Below are 14,499 nucleotides of genomic sequence, written 5' to 3' on the forward strand. Positions count from 1 at the left end.
TTTCTCTCGATTAGCGGCCCCAGCGCAGCACAACGGGATCAAGCTGGCGCGCGATTTCAATGAGACCGGCGCGCGCCGCGGGATGCACCTTCTGAAGTGGGTGGCGCACCGCTTCCGATTCGATCACGCCGCCTTCCTTCATCAGGATCTTGGCCGCCTGCAAGCCGCACTGGCGGTTCTCGTAATTGATCAGCGGCAGCCAGCGCGCATAGGCGGCCATCGCTTCGTCCCGACGTCCCGCGAAATAGGGATCGATGATCTGCCTGATACCATCTGGATAGCCGCCGCCCGTCATGGCGCCGGTCGCGCCGGCGTCGAGGTCGGCCATCAGCGTGATGGCTTCCTCGCCGTCCCAAGGGCCTTCAATACTGTCGCCGCCGGCCGCAATCAGGTCGCGCAGCTTCGCCGCCGCCATCGGCACTTCGATCTTGAAGTACCGGATGTTCGGAATTTCCCGCGCCATGCGCGAGAGCAGATCGATCGAGAGCGGCGTGCCGGCAACCGGCGCATCCTGAATCATGATCGGGATATCGATGGAATCAGAGACGGTGCGGTAGAATTCGAAAATGGCCTTTTCCGATACGCGGAAAGTGGCGCCGTGATAGGGCGGCATGATCATCACCATCGCAGCGCCCGCGTCCTGGGCCTGGCGGCTGCGCTCGGCACAAATGCGCGAGGCGAAATGCGTCGTCGTCACGATCACCGGCACGCGGCCGGCTACATGCTCCAGCACCGCATGCATCACCTTTTCCCGTTCGGCATCTGTGAGGACGAACTGTTCGGAAAAATTGGCCAGAATGCAGAGGCCGTTCGACCCCGCGTCGATCATGAAATCGATGCAGCGGCGCTGCCCTTCGAGATCGAGCTCGCCGCGATCGTCGAAAATGGTCGGAGCGACGGGGAAGACACCGCGATAGGGCCGTCTTGCAGTCGTGGTCATCTGGGATGTTCCGTTCGAAGGGGATCAGTGATTGTATGGTTGTCCAATTCATTCATCAACATGGTAGAAGGCTCGGCACAACTGAGCAGTAAGACAAAGGGAAAGATCGATGGGGGGAGTTCTGGAGGGCGTTCGCGTCCTCGATTTCGGGCGCTATATCGCGGGTCCCTACTGCGCGACATTGCTGGCGGAGTTCGGTGCGGAAGTCATTCGCGTGGAAAAGCGCGACGGCAGCGAGGATCGCTTTGTCGCGCCGGTCGGCGAAGGCGGCGAGGGCGCGCTGTTCCTGCAAATCAACCGCAACAAGAAGTGCATCACGCTCGATCCGATGAAACCGCAAGGCCAGGAGGTGATGCGCCGGCTGGTCGCGACCGCAGACGTCGTCGTCGCCAACCTGCCGCCGCAGACGCTGCGCGCAATGAAGCTCGACTATGAATCGCTGAAGGCGATCAAGCCGGACATCATCCTGACGACGGCGACGGCCTTCGGCAATCCCGGGCCATGGTCCGACCGCGTCGGCTTCGACGGCGTCGGGCAGGTGATGTCGGGTGCGGTGTACATGACAGGCAAGGGCGATCCGCCGTATCGCGCCGCCGTGAACTGGGTCGATTTTGGTACCGCGCTGCATTGCGCCTTCGGCACGCTCGCCGCTTTGATCGAGCGCGGCAAGTCCGGGCGCGGCCAGATCGTCGAAGGCGCGCTGCTCGCGACCGCGCTCTCCTTCACCAATGCGATGCTGATCGAGCAGGCGGTGATATCAGCCAACCGCGTGCCGACAGGTAATCTCGGCCAGACCGCGGCGCCGGCCGACATCTACCGCACCAAAGATGGCTGGGTGCTGTGTCAGGTGACCGGCCATCCATTGTTCATTCGCTGGGCCAAGCTGATGGGTGAGGATCACTGGCTGCGCGACCCGCGTTTCGCCGACGATATCAAGCGCGGCGACAATGGACCTATCATCTCTGAGCGAATGGCGCGCTGGTGCGCCGAACGCACCACGCAGGAAGCCGTTGACACGCTGGGCAAGGCGATGATCCCGGCCGGCCCGGTGCTCAGTCCGCAGCAGGCGCTGGAGCATCCGCATATCCGCGCCGCCGGCTTCATGCAGGAGGTCGATTACCCGGGATTGCCAAAGCCTGCGCCTACCGCGCGTGCCGCGGTGCGGCTCTCCGAAACGCCAGGCGAAATCGCCACGCGCCCGCCGACGCTCGGCGAGCATACCGACCGCGTGCTCGCCGATATCGGCTACGATGCGGATGCGATTGCGGCGCTGCGAAGGGATGGGATTATCTAGCGCGTAGCGCATAGAGTAGGCAGAGGAGCGTAGCGACGTGCCTACCTTCCATCACCGAGCACGCTGCTCGATGGTGGGCACGCTGTCGCCTTAAGTAACTGTCCTTGCGAGCGAAGCAATCCATCTAACCGTTGTGCCGCCGCATGGATTGCTTCGCTTCGCTCGCAATGACGGTGGAGGGACCTTTTGAAGTTCAAGGCACTCCATCACCCCGCGCACACTGCGCTCCCTCCCCCCTTGCGGGGGAGGGTTGGGGAGAGGGGTAAGCCACGGGCACCGTCTTTGCGGCCACCCCTCTCCCTAACCCTCTCCCGCAAGGGAGAGGGAACGCACCGTACTCTGGGCAACTGCCGGTGATTGAACCCATAAGCCGCACGAAATTCCGAGAGCTCATGGTGAGGAGCGCGGCGACGCCGCGCGCCGCCGGACGAAGCTGCGCATCGCCGGGCGAACCATGAGGCCAGCGCGCCCGGCCGTCGTCCGCTTCCTTGCAAAAGCTTGAAGTTTAAAATATATGCCTGAAGCATCACCCAGGAGGCTCAACCGATGGCCCTGATATCGCGTTCCTCCCATGCGCTCGTCACCGGCGGCGGGCGGGGTATCGGCCGGGCGATTGCCGCGGCGCTGTCGGACGCCGGCGCGACGGTTACCGTGCTTGGCCGCAACCGCGTCACGCTTGATGAAGCCGTTGCGGCGGGCGCGGCGCAGTTTGCGGCCACCGCCGATGTCGCCGATCCGGCGTCGGTCAAATCGGCCATCGCGGAAGCCGCCGCGCGGCAGCCGATCGACATTCTGATTGCCAATGCAGGCGCCGCAGAATCCGCGCCGTTCGGCCGATCCGACGCGGCGCTGTTCCAGCGGATGATGGACGTCAATTTCATGGGCGCAGTCCATGCAGCGCAGGCCGTGCTGCCTGGGATGCTGGAGCGTCGCCGCGGCCGCATTGTCGCCGTCGCCTCCACTGCCGGGCTGAAGGGCTATGCCTATGTCTCGGCCTACAGCGCTGCCAAGCATGCGGTGATCGGCCTTGTCCGGTCGCTGGCGCTGGAGACGGCCAAGAGTGGTATCACCGTCAACGCCGTCTGCCCCGGCTTCACGGAAACCGATCTCCTCGAAGGTTCGATCGAGAACATCATCAAGAAAACGGGACGCAGCCGCGAACACGCGATCGCGGAACTGGCAAAGCATAATCCGCAAGGGCGGCTCGTTGCGCCGTCGGAAGTGGCTGATGCCGTGCTCTGGCTGTGCGGCGATGGCGCCGGCGCGATCACGGGGCAGGCCATCGCGGTCGCCGGCGGCGAGATCTAATCGGACAACGAGAACAATCCAATTCAGGGAGATCCCATGAGCATATCAGCAAATCCCGTCACGTTGCCGCTGGCCGATTACTCGCCGAAACATTTTCTGCTGGCCGTCGTCGACCGCGTCGCCACGGTGACGCTCAATCGTCCTGAGCGGAAGAATCCCCTGACCTTCGAAAGCTACCGCGAGCTCACCGATTTCTTCCGCGCCTGTGCGATGGACGACGAGGTCAAAACCGTCGTCGTCACGGGAGCAGGCGGCAACTTCTCATCCGGCGGGGACGTCTTCGAAATCATCGGCCCGCTGATCCAGATGGACACCAAGGGGCTGACCGCCTTCACCCGAATGACCGGCGATCTCGTGAAGGCGATGCGGGCGTGCCCGCAGCCAATCGTTGCCGCCGTCGAGGGCATTTGCGCCGGCGCCGGCGCGATCATCGCGATGGCCTCCGACATACGTTTCGCGGCGACCGGCGCCAAGGTCGCGTTCCTGTTCAACAAGGTTGGCCTCGCCGGCTGCGACATGGGCGCCTGCGCGATCCTGCCGCGCATCATCGGCCAATCGCGGGCTTCGGAGCTGCTCTACACCGGCCGCTTCATGACCGCGGAGGAGGGCGAGAAGTGGGGCTTCTTCAGCCGCATCGTCACGCCGGAACAGGTGCTGGCGCAGGCGCAATTGCTGGCCAAGCAGATTGCGGAAGGCCCGACCTTCGCCAACACCATGACCAAGCGTATGCTGGCGATGGAATGGGCGATGTCGGTGGAGGAGGCGATCGAGGCGGAAGCGGTAGCCCAAGCGCTCTGCATGACCACGGAGGATTTTGCGAGAGCGTTCGAGGCGTTCTCGAACAAGCGGACCCCGGTGTTCCAGGGGAATTAGACTCATGTCCCGGACGCGGTGCAGCGTATCCCGGCGATGCGAAGCATCGTCCGGTACGCTGCTCCGCAGAGCCGGGACCCACCGCGTCAGGTCCCGGCCTAGCAGCGCACCGCTACGCGCTGCGCAGCATCCGGGGCACGAAACTGGAATTGTAGCCCGGGTGAGCGCAGCGATACCCGGGACCGCTGTCCGATCTGGCGGGATACCCGGATGTCGCTTCGCTCATCCGGGCTACGAACGACCGAAAGGGCCCTTGCGGGAAAATTATTTTAGACTTAAAATAATTTCGGACTAGCCCCAAAGCCTGTCTCGGAGGCGGTAGATGAAGATCGCGATAATCGGCGGCGGACCGGCCGGTCTCTATGCCGCGATCCTCTTGAAGAAGCAGCGGCCGCAGGCCGAGATCACGGTCTATGAGCGCAACCGCGCCGACGACACCTTCGGCTTCGGCGTCGTATTCTCGGACGCGACGCTGGACAATTTCGAGAAATACGATCCGCCGAGCTATCGCCGCATCACGCAAGAGTTTGCCTATTGGGATGACATAGCCGTGCATTTCCGCGGCACCGTGCACCGCGTCGGCGGCAACGGGTTCTGCGGCTGCTCGCGCCGCACGCTGCTGTTGATCCTGCAGGAGCGCGCCCGCGAACTCGGCGTCACGCTGTTGTTCGAAACCGATATCACCGACGAAAGCCGCTTCGCCGATGCCGATCTCATCGTGCTGGCCGACGGCATCAACAGCCGCTTCCGCGAAAAATACATCAACCATTTTCAGCCAGAGGTCGATCTACGCACCAACAAATTCGCATGGATGGGCTCGACCCGGCCGCTCGACGCCTTCACGTTCATCTTCCAGGAGACCGAGTGGGGGCCGTTCATCGCGCACGCCTATCAATATGAGGTGGGCCGCTCGACCTGGATTTTTGAGACCGATGCCGACACGTTCAAGCGCGCGGGCCTCGAGGGCCTCGGCGAACGCGAATCTGCCGATCGCATGGCGGAGATTTTCGGCTGGTTTCTGGGCGATCACCCGCTGCTGATCAACCGTTCGATGTGGCGCAATTTCCCGATGATCCGCAGCCGGCGCTGGGTCAAGGACAACATGGTGCTGCTGGGCGACGCCAAGGCGACCGCGCATTTTTCGATCGGCTCCGGCACCAAGCTTGCGATGGAAGACGCGATCGCGCTAGCGGACGCGATGGCAGAGGCGCCTTCGGTCGAGGCCGCGTTGCAGACCTACGAGCAGGGACGACGCGAGGAAGTTGAGAAGACCCAACATGCTGCTGATGTGTCCCTGGTCTGGTTCGAACATGTCGATCGCTTCTGGGATTTCGATCCCGTGCAGTTCGCCTTCGGCGTCATGACCCGCGCCAAGGCGATCACCTACGACAATCTCATGCTGCGTGCGCCGGAGTTCGTCCGCGAGGTCGACCAGACGTTTGCGAAGCAGGTGCGGGCCAAGGGCTTTGACGTCGATGTCGACAAACCGGTCGCGCCGATGTTCCAGCCGCTCAGGCTGCGCGAGATGGAACTCAGGAATCGCGCCGTGGTCTCGCCGATGTGCATGTATTCGGCGAAAGAGGGTGTGCCTACCGATTTCCATCTGGTGCATTACGGCTCGCGTGCGATCGGCGGCGCGGGGTTGATCTTCACCGAGATGACCTGCGTCGGCCGCGATGCTCGCATCACGCCCGGCTGCACCGGTCTGTGGAACGACGAGCAGCAGGCGGCCTGGACGCGCATCGTCGATTTCGTGCACACCAACTCGGCTGCAAAAATCTGCCTGCAGCTTGGACATGCCGGCCGCAAGGGTGCGACCAAATTGATGTGGGAGGGGATGGATCGGCCGCTGGAGCAGGGCGGCTGGGACGTGATCTCGGCATCGCCGCTACCCTATTTCCCTGACAGCCAGGTGCCGCGCGAGATGGATCGTGCCGCGATGGACCACGTCAAGGCTGAGTTCGTGGCGGCTACCTTGCGCGGTGAGACCTGCGGCTTCGACATGCTGGAACTGCACTGCGCCCATGGCTATCTGCTCGCGAGCTTCATTTCGCCGCTGACGAATAAGCGCACCGACGAATATGGCGGCACGCTCGAGAACCGGCTGCGCTATCCGCTCGAAGTGTTTGAGGCGATGCGTGCGGCATGGCCGGCGCACAAGCCGATGTCGGTGCGCATCTCCGCCACGGATTGGGCCGCGGGCGGCATCACCGGCAATGACGCGGTGGCGATCGCGCGCGCCTTCGCCGAGGCCGGCGTCGATCTCGTCGACGTCTCCACCGGCCAGACCGTGCGCGACGCGCAGCCCGTCTATGGCCGGATGTTCCAGACCCCGTTCTCCGATCAGGTCCGCAATGAGGCCCGCGTCGCGACCATGTGCGTCGGGAACATCACGACGGCGGATCAGGTCAATACGATTCTGGCCGCCGGCCGCGCCGACCTCGTGGCGCTGGGACGGCCGCATCTGGTCGACCCGTTCTTCACGATGCGGGCAGCGGCCTGGTACGGCGCCGATATTGCCTGCCCGCCGCAATATCTGCCGGGCAAGGAACAGATCTTCCGCAACAGCGTGCGCGACCGGGAGGATTTTGAAGACCTCAAAATTAAGGGTAAGCCGAAAACCCGCGCCGAGCTGAAAGCCGAGGCGACAAAGCCGCTTGCAGCCGAATAACCCGAGTGGCAGGCTTGGTGCCTCCTCTCCCTCTCCCCGCCCTTCGCGGGGAGGGGGTTGGGGTGAGGGGCTCTCTCAACGGGCGAGATCGCCGTGAGCGCGGTACCCCCTCACCCGGATCGCATCTCCCGATGCGATCCGACCTCTCCCCGCAAGCGGGGCGAGGTTAAAGAAGACGGTCGAGTCGGAGTTTACGCGCATGAAAGCGATCATCGTCGGAGGCGGCATCGGGGGCCTCACCACTGCGCTGATGTTGCGAGCACGCGGCATTGACTGCGAATTGTTCGAACAGGCCGACAGCATCCGCGAGCTCGGCGTCGGCATCAACACGCTGCCGCATGCCATCAGGGAATTGACCGGCCTCGGGCTGCTGGAGCGGCTGGATGCCGCCGCTGTTCGTACCGATCAATTGTACTATCTGAGCCGCCACGGCCAGGAAGTCTGGCGCGAGCCGCGCGGCCTCGATGCGGGACACGACGTGCCGCAATTCTCCGTTCATCGCGGCCGCCTGCAAACCGTGATCCACCGCGCTGTCGAGGAACGGCTCGGTCATGAGGCGATCCACACCGGCTGCCGTCTCGGCTCCTTCGCCCAGCATGAGGGCGGCGTCATCGCGCATTTTTTCGACCGCACCGGCGCCCATGTGACAACCGCGCGCGGCGATGTCCTGATCGGCGCCGATGGCATTCATTCGCGCGTGCGCGAGATGCTGTTCCCGGATGAGGGACCGCCGTGCTGGAACGGGCACATGCTGTGGCGCGGCGCGCGCGACTGGCCGGCGTTCCTGACCGGCCGCTCGATGATCGTGGCGGGCGGGCTGAATGCAAAGGTCGTGATCTATCCGATTGCGGAAGGCTCGAGCCCGTCGAGCCGGCTGACCAACTGGGCCGTCATGGTGAAGATCGGTGACGGCAATTCGCCGCCGCCGCGCCGCGAGGACTGGTCGCGGCCCGGCAAGCGCGAAGAGCTGATGCCGCATGTCGAGCGCTTCAAGGTGCCCTATGTCGACGTGCGCAGCCTGATCTCGGCGACGGCGGAATTCTATGAGTATCCCTGCTGCGACCGCGATCCCCTACCGTACTGGACCTGGGGCCGGGTCACGCTGCTCGGCGATGCCGCGCATCCGATGTATCCGGTCGGCTCCAATGGCGCCTCGCAGGCGATCCTCGATGCCCGGGCGCTGGCCGACGAACTGGCGCGTGCCGAACATCCTCGCCAGGCGCTGGTGGCCTATGAGCAGAAACGGCTGCCGATGACGGCGGAGATCGTGCGCTCCAACCGCCGCGGCGGGCCCGAGGGCGTGATCGACGCCGTCGAGCAATTGGCGCCGGATGGATTCACGGATATCGAGAAGGTGCTGAGCCACGCCCAGCGCGAGGCCATCGTGCGCGGCTATGCCTCCAAGGCCGGCTTCGCGCCGCCGCAGCTTGGATTGGCCGCGGTGCGAGGGTAGTTGCTTCGTAGCCCGGATGAGCGCAGCGACACCCGGGGAATACTGCCGACGCTAGCCGAATCCCGGATGTCGCTTCGCTCATCCGGGCTACGAAGCTCCGAACCTCACGCCCCCGGAGGTGGCGGCAGGAAGTGGATGTTGTGCTCGGCTGCGAGCGCCACCACGGCATCCGGCGTCTGTTCCTTCATGTTGTGGATCGCCCAGAACAGATCGTAGAGCCGCCGCGTCGGCGACACCCAGAACAGCGTCTTCGCGGTCCGTCCCGATTTGTTGAAGATGCCGTGCGGCTTGCCCATCGGCAGCCGCACCAGATCGCCGGGCGTGGCCTGCGTCTCGGCGCCGTCGAGGAGGAAGTCGAGCCTACCTTCCAGAATATAGAGATATTCGTCCTGGTCGGGATGGATATGCGGCGGCACGAAGGTGTCGGGCGGCAACGTCGCATGCCATGAGAAGGAATGCTCGGTGACATTTTTCGGCACATAGGTCTGACCGAGGATGCTCCAGGAAATTCCCTGAATGCCCTCATTGGCGCGGGTGATACCGGCGATTTCGGTCTTCATGATGTCGTTCCCTCCCGATTTTATTTGCCCGCCGTGCAATCCTTGGCGTAGCGGTCGCCGTAATTCGAGAACACCTTCTCGACGATCTCGGTCTGGAACTTTCCGTCCGGGCGCTTGGCGACCTTGGTCAGATAGAAATTCTGGATCGGATAGCCGTTGACGTTGAACTTGAAGTCGCCGCGCAGCGAGGTGAACTCTGCCTTTTTCAGCGCGGCCGAGACGGCGTCCTTGTCCTTCAGGTCGCCCTTCACCGCCTTCACCGCGCTGTCGATCAGCATCGCCGTGTCATAGCCCTGCATCGCGTAGGTGCCGGGCACGCTGTTGTAGGCAGCCTCATAGGCGGCGACGAATTTTTTGCTCTGCGGATTGTCCATGTTCGGCGCCCAGTTGGCGCCGCCGAACATGCCGACGGCGGCGTCCTGCTGCGCGGGCAGGGTGGATTCGTCGACGGTGAATGCCGACAGCACCGGGATCCTCTCGGCAAGGCCGGCCTGCCGATACTGCTTGACGAGGCCGACGCCCATGCCGCCCGGCATGAAGGTGAACAGGGCGTCCGGCTTGGAGTTGGCGATCTTGGTCAATTCGACCTGGAAGTCCAGCGTGCCGAGCGGGGTGTAGCTTTCCTCGACGATCTCGCCCTTGTAGTCGAGCTTGAATCCGGCCGCCGAATCCTTGCCGGCCTGATAGTTCGGTACCAGGACATACATGCGCTTGTAGCCGCGGTCCTGCGCGACCTTGCCGAGGATCTCATGAACCTGATCGTTCTGGTAGGAGGTCACGAAGAAGAACGGGCTGCACTCCTTGCCGGCATAGCTCGAAGGCCCTGCATTCGGACTGATCAGGAACGTCTTGTTCCCGGTGACCGGCCGGTGAATGGCTTGCAGGATGTTGGAGAAGATCGGCCCGACCACGAAGTCGACCTTTTCGCGCTCGAGCAGGCCCTTGGCCTTGGTCACGGCGCCATCGGGCTTGAGCTCGTCATCGACCACAACGACCTCGACGTCCTTGCCGGCCATCTTGCCGCCGAGGTCCTTGATTCCCAGTTGCAAGCCGTCGCGGGATTGCTGGCCGAGTACGGCCGCCGGGCCGGACAAAGTCGTGATCACGCCGATCTTGATCTTCTCCTGCGCTGCGGCCGGCGCGGCGGCAACACCCAGCAAAACGGCAACTCCGGTCAGCTTCAACGACTGCTTCATGATTATTCCTCCGTTCGGCTCGGCAGCCGAAACTCTCGCCACAGCAAATGCGGAATGCAGCTTATTCTGACGGTGACTGCACCTGCAAGCAGAACGCTTCCATGCAAGCCGTGCGCCAATTGCTTGAAACTTAAAGAAATCTGAGCAATGATCGAGGCAGCGCTCCGGTCGGATTTCCGAGCGCCCCAGCCGGATACGATTTGCATCATGATCCTTGATTCAGAGACTAAGGCCGTCGAACTCCCCGAGCATCATGGCGACGAGCTCAGGCTGTGGCTGCGCCTTTTGACCTGCACGACCCTAATCGAGGGTGAAGTGCGCAGTCGCCTGCGCGAGCGATTCGACGTCACGCTGCCGCGGTTCGATCTGATGGCCCAGCTCGACAAGGTTCCGGAGGGCATGACGCTATCGGACGTCTCCAAGCGGATGATGGTCTCGAACGGCAATGTCACCGGACTGGTGGAACGTCTCGTTGAATCAGGGCATCTTGACCGCCGCACCTCGGAAGCGGATCGGCGCGTACAGATGATCCGCCTCACCAAGGCGGGCCGCGCGGAATTTCGCAAGATGGCGGCGGAGCATGAACTGTGGATCGCCGATATGTTCGGCGACCTGACGCCGAAGGACGTGCGCGAATTGATGCGCCTCTTGGCCAAGACCAAGGCGTCGGCGCAGAAATCCGCTAAGGCGCGGACGGGCTGAGTTAGACGCGCTCGCCAACCCCAACTCACCGATGACGCTGCGGCTGGAGCAACTCGCCGGGCGTTAGTTCATCGCACGCAGCGTCGCTGAGGGCGTTTCGCCGAACTTGGCCCGATAGGCGCTTGCCATCCGGCTCAAATGCGTAAACCCCAGCTCGAAGGCGATGTCGGTGACGCTGTCGTCGGGGGAGGCGGCGGCAAGCCTGACATTGAGGTGCGCGAGCCGGATGTCGCGCAGCATTTCCGAGATCGACGTACCGAAATGCCGGCGGAAGCCGAGCTGTAGCGCGCGGATGCCGACGCCAGCGGCTTCAGCGAGCTGCATGAGGTCGAGCGGCTCGTCTGCATGCGCATACAGAAACTCGCGCGCCCGCCGCACCGATGGCGGCAGCGCTTCAGCGCGGCCGCCGAACCGGTCGATCGCATCGCTCGCGCTGTGGCGCTGGCCGTGAAGCAACGCAGCCAGCAGCTTCTCGCGCATGTCGGCTGCTGCCACCGGTGAGAGCGGCCGTCGCGGCCCGAGACGCTCGGCGAGATCGACGAATTCCATGATCTTCGACTGGAGCGCTCGGCCGCCTGCGGAAGCGAGATCGACGGCGGGCTCGAACTCGACCGCGCCTACCGGCCGGCCCGATAGCGCCGCGGCCCGTTGCTCCAGAATCCGGCGGTCGGCCAGCAGAATGATCTGGGCGCAATTACCTTCCCAGGTCATCCGCGTCGGAATCGTCGGCGACAACAGCGAGGCGGTGGCGCCGGGCGCGGTCGCGATGTCGCGCGAGGCCGTCTCAATCCGCGCCGAACCGTGCATGGGAATCTGCAATAGGAAGAAGCGCTCGAGACAGCCGGGGTCGATCGATACCGATCCGCCATAGGCAACGTAGTTGACGGACAATCCGCCGAAGACCGCGCTGTTATGCAGCGCGAAGAATTCGGATGTCGTTGCGCGTGCCGGCGTCAGTTGATGCGGGCAGAAAATGCGTCCGATCGCCTCGGCCGCATCATCGACGCTACCAGTCGAAACGCAGTTGAACGCCGCCAGCCGGGCGGCCGGATCATGCCTGACAATGCTGATGCCCGTCGCCACGGTCCGGCCTTCCGCATTATTTGAAGCCTATAATATCTACCGGCTCCGGCGTTGGAAAGGCGATTTGGTAGCCGTGGTGCCTGGTCAGTAGGCATTGTGGTCTGTTTGTCATTCCGCGCCGCAGCAATCTGAAAATCTCTCGCGAAGCCGGCAGGATTCGTTTTCCGGCTAGACGCTCGCCTCGGTCCGATCCAGCCTGCGTGAACTACTTTCGAACATTGCGACCACACCAAACTGCGACAGAGGAGGGCGATATGGCGGCACTCGAAAAAGGCATCACCCGGAACGGCACCGGCTATGGCGGCAAGACCTGGAACATCCTGGGTCAGGTCTATTTCCCCAAGGCCGTCACCGATTCCACCTTCGCGTTCGAGACCAACAGCGAGCCTGGCCAGTTCGTACCGGTGCACATTCATCCCACGCAGGACGAGTTCATCCTGGTGCAGGAAGGCGTCTTAGATCTCAAGCTCGACGGCGTCTGGTTGCAGGCCAAGGCCGGTGACCTCGTTCGGATGCCACGCGGCATCCCGCACGGCTATTTCAACAAGTCGGACAAGCCGGCGCGCGCGCTGTTCTGGGTGTCGCCCATGCAGAAGTTGGAGGCGCTGTTCGACCGGCTCCACAATCTGACCGACCCCGAAGAGGTGGTTCGGATCTCGGCGCAGCATGAGGTGGATTTCCTGCCGCCCGAGGCCAACGAATAGCACGTCAAACTCATCCAGCTGGAGACGTCGTCATGGTCAGGCGAAAGAAGGTCTGCGTCATTGGCGCAGGCGTATCCGGACTTGCGGCCGCAAAAGCCTTTGCCGCGCGCGGCCATCAGATCACGATCATCGAGCGCAGCGGCGATCTCGGCGGCGTCTGGGAGCCGGCGCGCTCTTATCCCGATGTGCAGACCCAGAGCCCAAAGGACCTCTACCGCTACACCGACAAAGCCATGCCGGACTCCTATCCGGAATGGCCGAAGGGACCGCAGGTCCACGCCTATCTCACCGCCTACGCAAAGGATCACGATCTGCTCGGCACGATGCGCTTCAAAACGACGGTGGTACAGATGGATCGTCGCCCGGACTCTGCACCGGGCTGGCGGCTCGAGCTGCGCGGGCCGAATGACGCCACCGGTCATGAAGATTTCAATTTCGTCGCTGTTTGTACCGGGCAGTTCAACGAGCCGCAGACGCTCAGCCTACCCGGAGAAGATGCCTTCAAGGCGCAGGGCGGCCACATCCTGCATTCCTCGAAGTATAACGATGCGGCCATTGCCAAGGGCCGCAGGGTCGTCGTGCTCGGCGGCTCGAAGTCGGCGACGGACATTGCCGTCAACGCGGTCAATTCCGGGGCGGCCGAAGTGACGCTGGTGTACCGCGAGCCGGTGTGGCGGATTCCCTATTTCATCGGCGGCCTCGTCAACTTCAAGCGCATTCTTTACATCCGCGCCCAGGAGGAGATGTTCAAAAGCTGGGGTATCGGCGCGCTATCGCGGTTGGCGCATGCAGTCGCAAAGCCGCTGGTCTGGGCCAACTGGCGCGGGCTGGAGAGCCTTTTAAAAGTTCAGCTCAAGCTCGGCAAATGCGACATGGTGCCGAAAGTGCGGATCGAGGACGGCGTCAATTGCTCGGTGCCGATCGCAACCCCAGGATTCTTTCCAATGGTCGCCGACGGCCGCATCAAGGCTATCAGAGGCAGCTTCGATCATTACGACGGCAATTCCATCGTCATGACAGGCGGGCAGCGCGTCCAAGCTGACGTCGCCGTGCTCGCGATCGGCTACAAGCTAGGCGTGCCGTTCCTGCCGCAGGCCTATCGCGCCAAGCTGGTCGATCCCGACGGGCAGTACCGGCTCTACCGGCTGATCGCCAACCCTGATTTACCCGAGATGGGTTTCGTCGGCTTCAATTCGAGCTTCTGCACGGTGTTGTGCGCAGACCTCGCAGCGAATTGGCTGGTGCGCTATGCCGACGGCCAGCTCGCCCGTCAGCCGACGCCGAAGGAGATGCAGGACAACATCGACATGATGCTGCATTTCAAGCGGGTCGAGCGGCCGGCAGCCGGCGTCTATGGCGGCCTCTGCGTCGCGCCCTATCACTTCAAGCATTTCGACGAATTGCTCGCCGATATCGGCGTGAACGGGCGGCGGCGCAATCCGCTGGTAGAGAAATTCACCCCGCCGGATGCGGCGGCCTATGGCCGCTTCCTGGCCGCGGCGCCGAACTATCAGGCAGCAGCATAGGGGCGGGTATGGGTTCCTTCGGGCCGGGCGCAGCTTAGTGGTGCCCGGCCTCCGTTATCCCCTGAACAAGCCTCAATTCTGCACTTGCGAAAAATTACTTTAAGCCTAAAATGATTTCCGAGAAGCGCAGCCGGGCGTCCTCGATGTTGAGCTCAAGCCTTTCATGGATGAAACCGAGGGGCGATGGAA

General features: G+C 63.3%; 12 protein-coding genes. 8 read left to right on the forward strand and 4 right to left on the reverse strand.

Going from position 1 to position 14,499, the window contains the following annotated elements; genetic code table 11:
- Nucleotides 1-10: 10 nt before the first annotated feature.
- Complete coding sequence (locus J6524_RS21885; RefSeq protein ID WP_225674269.1) at nt 11-940, reverse strand: dihydrodipicolinate synthase family protein; 930 nt, start codon at nt 938-940, stop codon at nt 11-13.
- A 109-nt stretch (nt 941-1,049) separates the two neighbouring features.
- Here J6524_RS21885 and J6524_RS21890 point away from each other — a divergent pair, with 109 nt between their 5' ends.
- The 5 genes from J6524_RS21890 to J6524_RS21910 all read left to right on the forward strand — a co-directional run bounded on the left by J6524_RS21890 (nt 1,050) and on the right by J6524_RS21910 (nt 8,539).
- Nucleotides 1,050-2,234: a CaiB/BaiF CoA transferase family protein gene (locus tag J6524_RS21890; RefSeq protein ID WP_225674271.1), complete on the forward strand. Its 1,185-nt coding sequence runs from the start codon at nt 1,050-1,052 to the stop codon at nt 2,232-2,234.
- Nucleotides 2,235-2,780: 546 nt separating this feature from the next.
- The gene (locus J6524_RS21895) at nt 2,781-3,542 is read left to right on the forward strand and encodes an SDR family NAD(P)-dependent oxidoreductase (protein ID WP_225674273.1); all 762 of its coding nucleotides are present in this window, start codon (nt 2,781-2,783) and stop codon (nt 3,540-3,542) included.
- Between the two features lie 36 nt (nt 3,543-3,578).
- Nucleotides 3,579-4,415 (forward strand): enoyl-CoA hydratase family protein, encoded by an 837-nt coding sequence (locus J6524_RS21900; protein WP_225674275.1) that lies wholly within the window; start codon nt 3,579-3,581, stop codon nt 4,413-4,415.
- A gap of 322 nt (nt 4,416-4,737) precedes the next feature.
- A complete protein-coding gene (locus tag J6524_RS21905; protein ID WP_225674277.1) occupies nt 4,738-7,086 on the forward strand; it encodes a bifunctional salicylyl-CoA 5-hydroxylase/oxidoreductase in 2,349 nt (782 codons plus the stop codon).
- Nucleotides 7,087-7,285: 199 nt separating this feature from the next.
- Nucleotides 7,286-8,539: a flavin-dependent oxidoreductase gene (locus J6524_RS21910; protein WP_225674278.1), complete on the forward strand. Its 1,254-nt coding sequence runs from the start codon at nt 7,286-7,288 to the stop codon at nt 8,537-8,539.
- Between the two features lie 104 nt (nt 8,540-8,643).
- On the opposite strand, the gene J6524_RS21915 is transcribed toward J6524_RS21910, so the two are convergent.
- Together J6524_RS21915 and J6524_RS21920 are read right to left on the reverse strand one after the other, a co-directional pair.
- The gene (locus J6524_RS21915; RefSeq protein ID WP_225674280.1) at nt 8,644-9,099 is read right to left on the reverse strand and encodes a cupin domain-containing protein; all 456 of its coding nucleotides are present in this window, start codon (nt 9,097-9,099) and stop codon (nt 8,644-8,646) included.
- Nucleotides 9,100-9,119: 20 nt separating this feature from the next.
- Nucleotides 9,120-10,295 carry an ABC transporter substrate-binding protein gene (locus J6524_RS21920; RefSeq protein ID WP_225674283.1) on the reverse strand — a complete coding sequence of 392 codons (1,176 nt, stop codon included), beginning with the start codon at nt 10,293-10,295 and terminating at the stop codon, nt 9,120-9,122.
- A gap of 207 nt (nt 10,296-10,502) precedes the next feature.
- Between J6524_RS21920 and J6524_RS21925 the strand changes: the two genes are divergently transcribed.
- A complete protein-coding gene (locus J6524_RS21925) occupies nt 10,503-10,997 on the forward strand; it encodes a MarR family winged helix-turn-helix transcriptional regulator (RefSeq protein WP_225674285.1) in 495 nt (164 codons plus the stop codon).
- 63 nt (nt 10,998-11,060) lie between these two features.
- Here the strand turns inward: J6524_RS21925 and J6524_RS21930 are convergent, their stop codons facing one another.
- Complete coding sequence (locus J6524_RS21930) at nt 11,061-12,080, reverse strand: AraC family transcriptional regulator (RefSeq protein ID WP_225674288.1); 1,020 nt, start codon at nt 12,078-12,080, stop codon at nt 11,061-11,063.
- 254 nt (nt 12,081-12,334) lie between these two features.
- Between J6524_RS21930 and J6524_RS21935 the strand changes: the two genes are divergently transcribed.
- Together J6524_RS21935 and J6524_RS21940 are read left to right on the forward strand one after the other, a co-directional pair.
- Complete coding sequence (locus J6524_RS21935) at nt 12,335-12,784, forward strand: cupin domain-containing protein (RefSeq protein WP_225674290.1); 450 nt, start codon at nt 12,335-12,337, stop codon at nt 12,782-12,784.
- A 32-nt stretch (nt 12,785-12,816) separates the two neighbouring features.
- On the forward strand, nt 12,817-14,310 hold the full coding sequence (locus tag J6524_RS21940) for a flavin-containing monooxygenase (RefSeq protein ID WP_225674292.1): 1,494 nt from the start codon (nt 12,817-12,819) through the stop codon (nt 14,308-14,310).
- The last annotated feature ends 189 nt before the right edge of the window (nt 14,311-14,499 follow it).

It is taken from the genome of Bradyrhizobium hereditatis, from assembly GCF_020329435.1.
Taxonomy (GTDB): Bacteria; Pseudomonadota; Alphaproteobacteria; order Rhizobiales; family Xanthobacteraceae; genus Bradyrhizobium; species Bradyrhizobium hereditatis.

Excerpts from the sequence above, each read along its gene's own strand:
- J6524_RS21885 (WP_225674269.1), bottom strand. The coding sequence starts at position 940 with ATGACCACGACTGCAAGACGGCCCTATCGCGGTGTCTTCCCCGTCGCT.
- J6524_RS21890 (WP_225674271.1), top strand. The coding sequence starts at position 1,050 with ATGGGGGGAGTTCTGGAGGGCGTTCGCGTCCTCGATTTCGGGCGCTAT.
- J6524_RS21895 (WP_225674273.1), top strand. The coding sequence starts at position 2,781 with ATGGCCCTGATATCGCGTTCCTCCCATGCGCTCGTCACCGGCGGCGGG.
- J6524_RS21900 (WP_225674275.1), top strand. The coding sequence starts at position 3,579 with ATGAGCATATCAGCAAATCCCGTCACGTTGCCGCTGGCCGATTACTCG.
- J6524_RS21905 (WP_225674277.1), top strand. The coding sequence starts at position 4,738 with ATGAAGATCGCGATAATCGGCGGCGGACCGGCCGGTCTCTATGCCGCG.
- J6524_RS21910 (WP_225674278.1), top strand. The coding sequence starts at position 7,286 with ATGAAAGCGATCATCGTCGGAGGCGGCATCGGGGGCCTCACCACTGCG.
- J6524_RS21915 (WP_225674280.1), bottom strand. The coding sequence starts at position 9,099 with ATGAAGACCGAAATCGCCGGTATCACCCGCGCCAATGAGGGCATTCAG.
- J6524_RS21920 (WP_225674283.1), bottom strand. The coding sequence starts at position 10,295 with ATGAAGCAGTCGTTGAAGCTGACCGGAGTTGCCGTTTTGCTGGGTGTT.
- J6524_RS21925 (WP_225674285.1), top strand. The coding sequence starts at position 10,503 with ATGATCCTTGATTCAGAGACTAAGGCCGTCGAACTCCCCGAGCATCAT.
- J6524_RS21935 (WP_225674290.1), top strand. The coding sequence starts at position 12,335 with ATGGCGGCACTCGAAAAAGGCATCACCCGGAACGGCACCGGCTATGGC.
- J6524_RS21940 (WP_225674292.1), top strand. The coding sequence starts at position 12,817 with ATGGTCAGGCGAAAGAAGGTCTGCGTCATTGGCGCAGGCGTATCCGGA.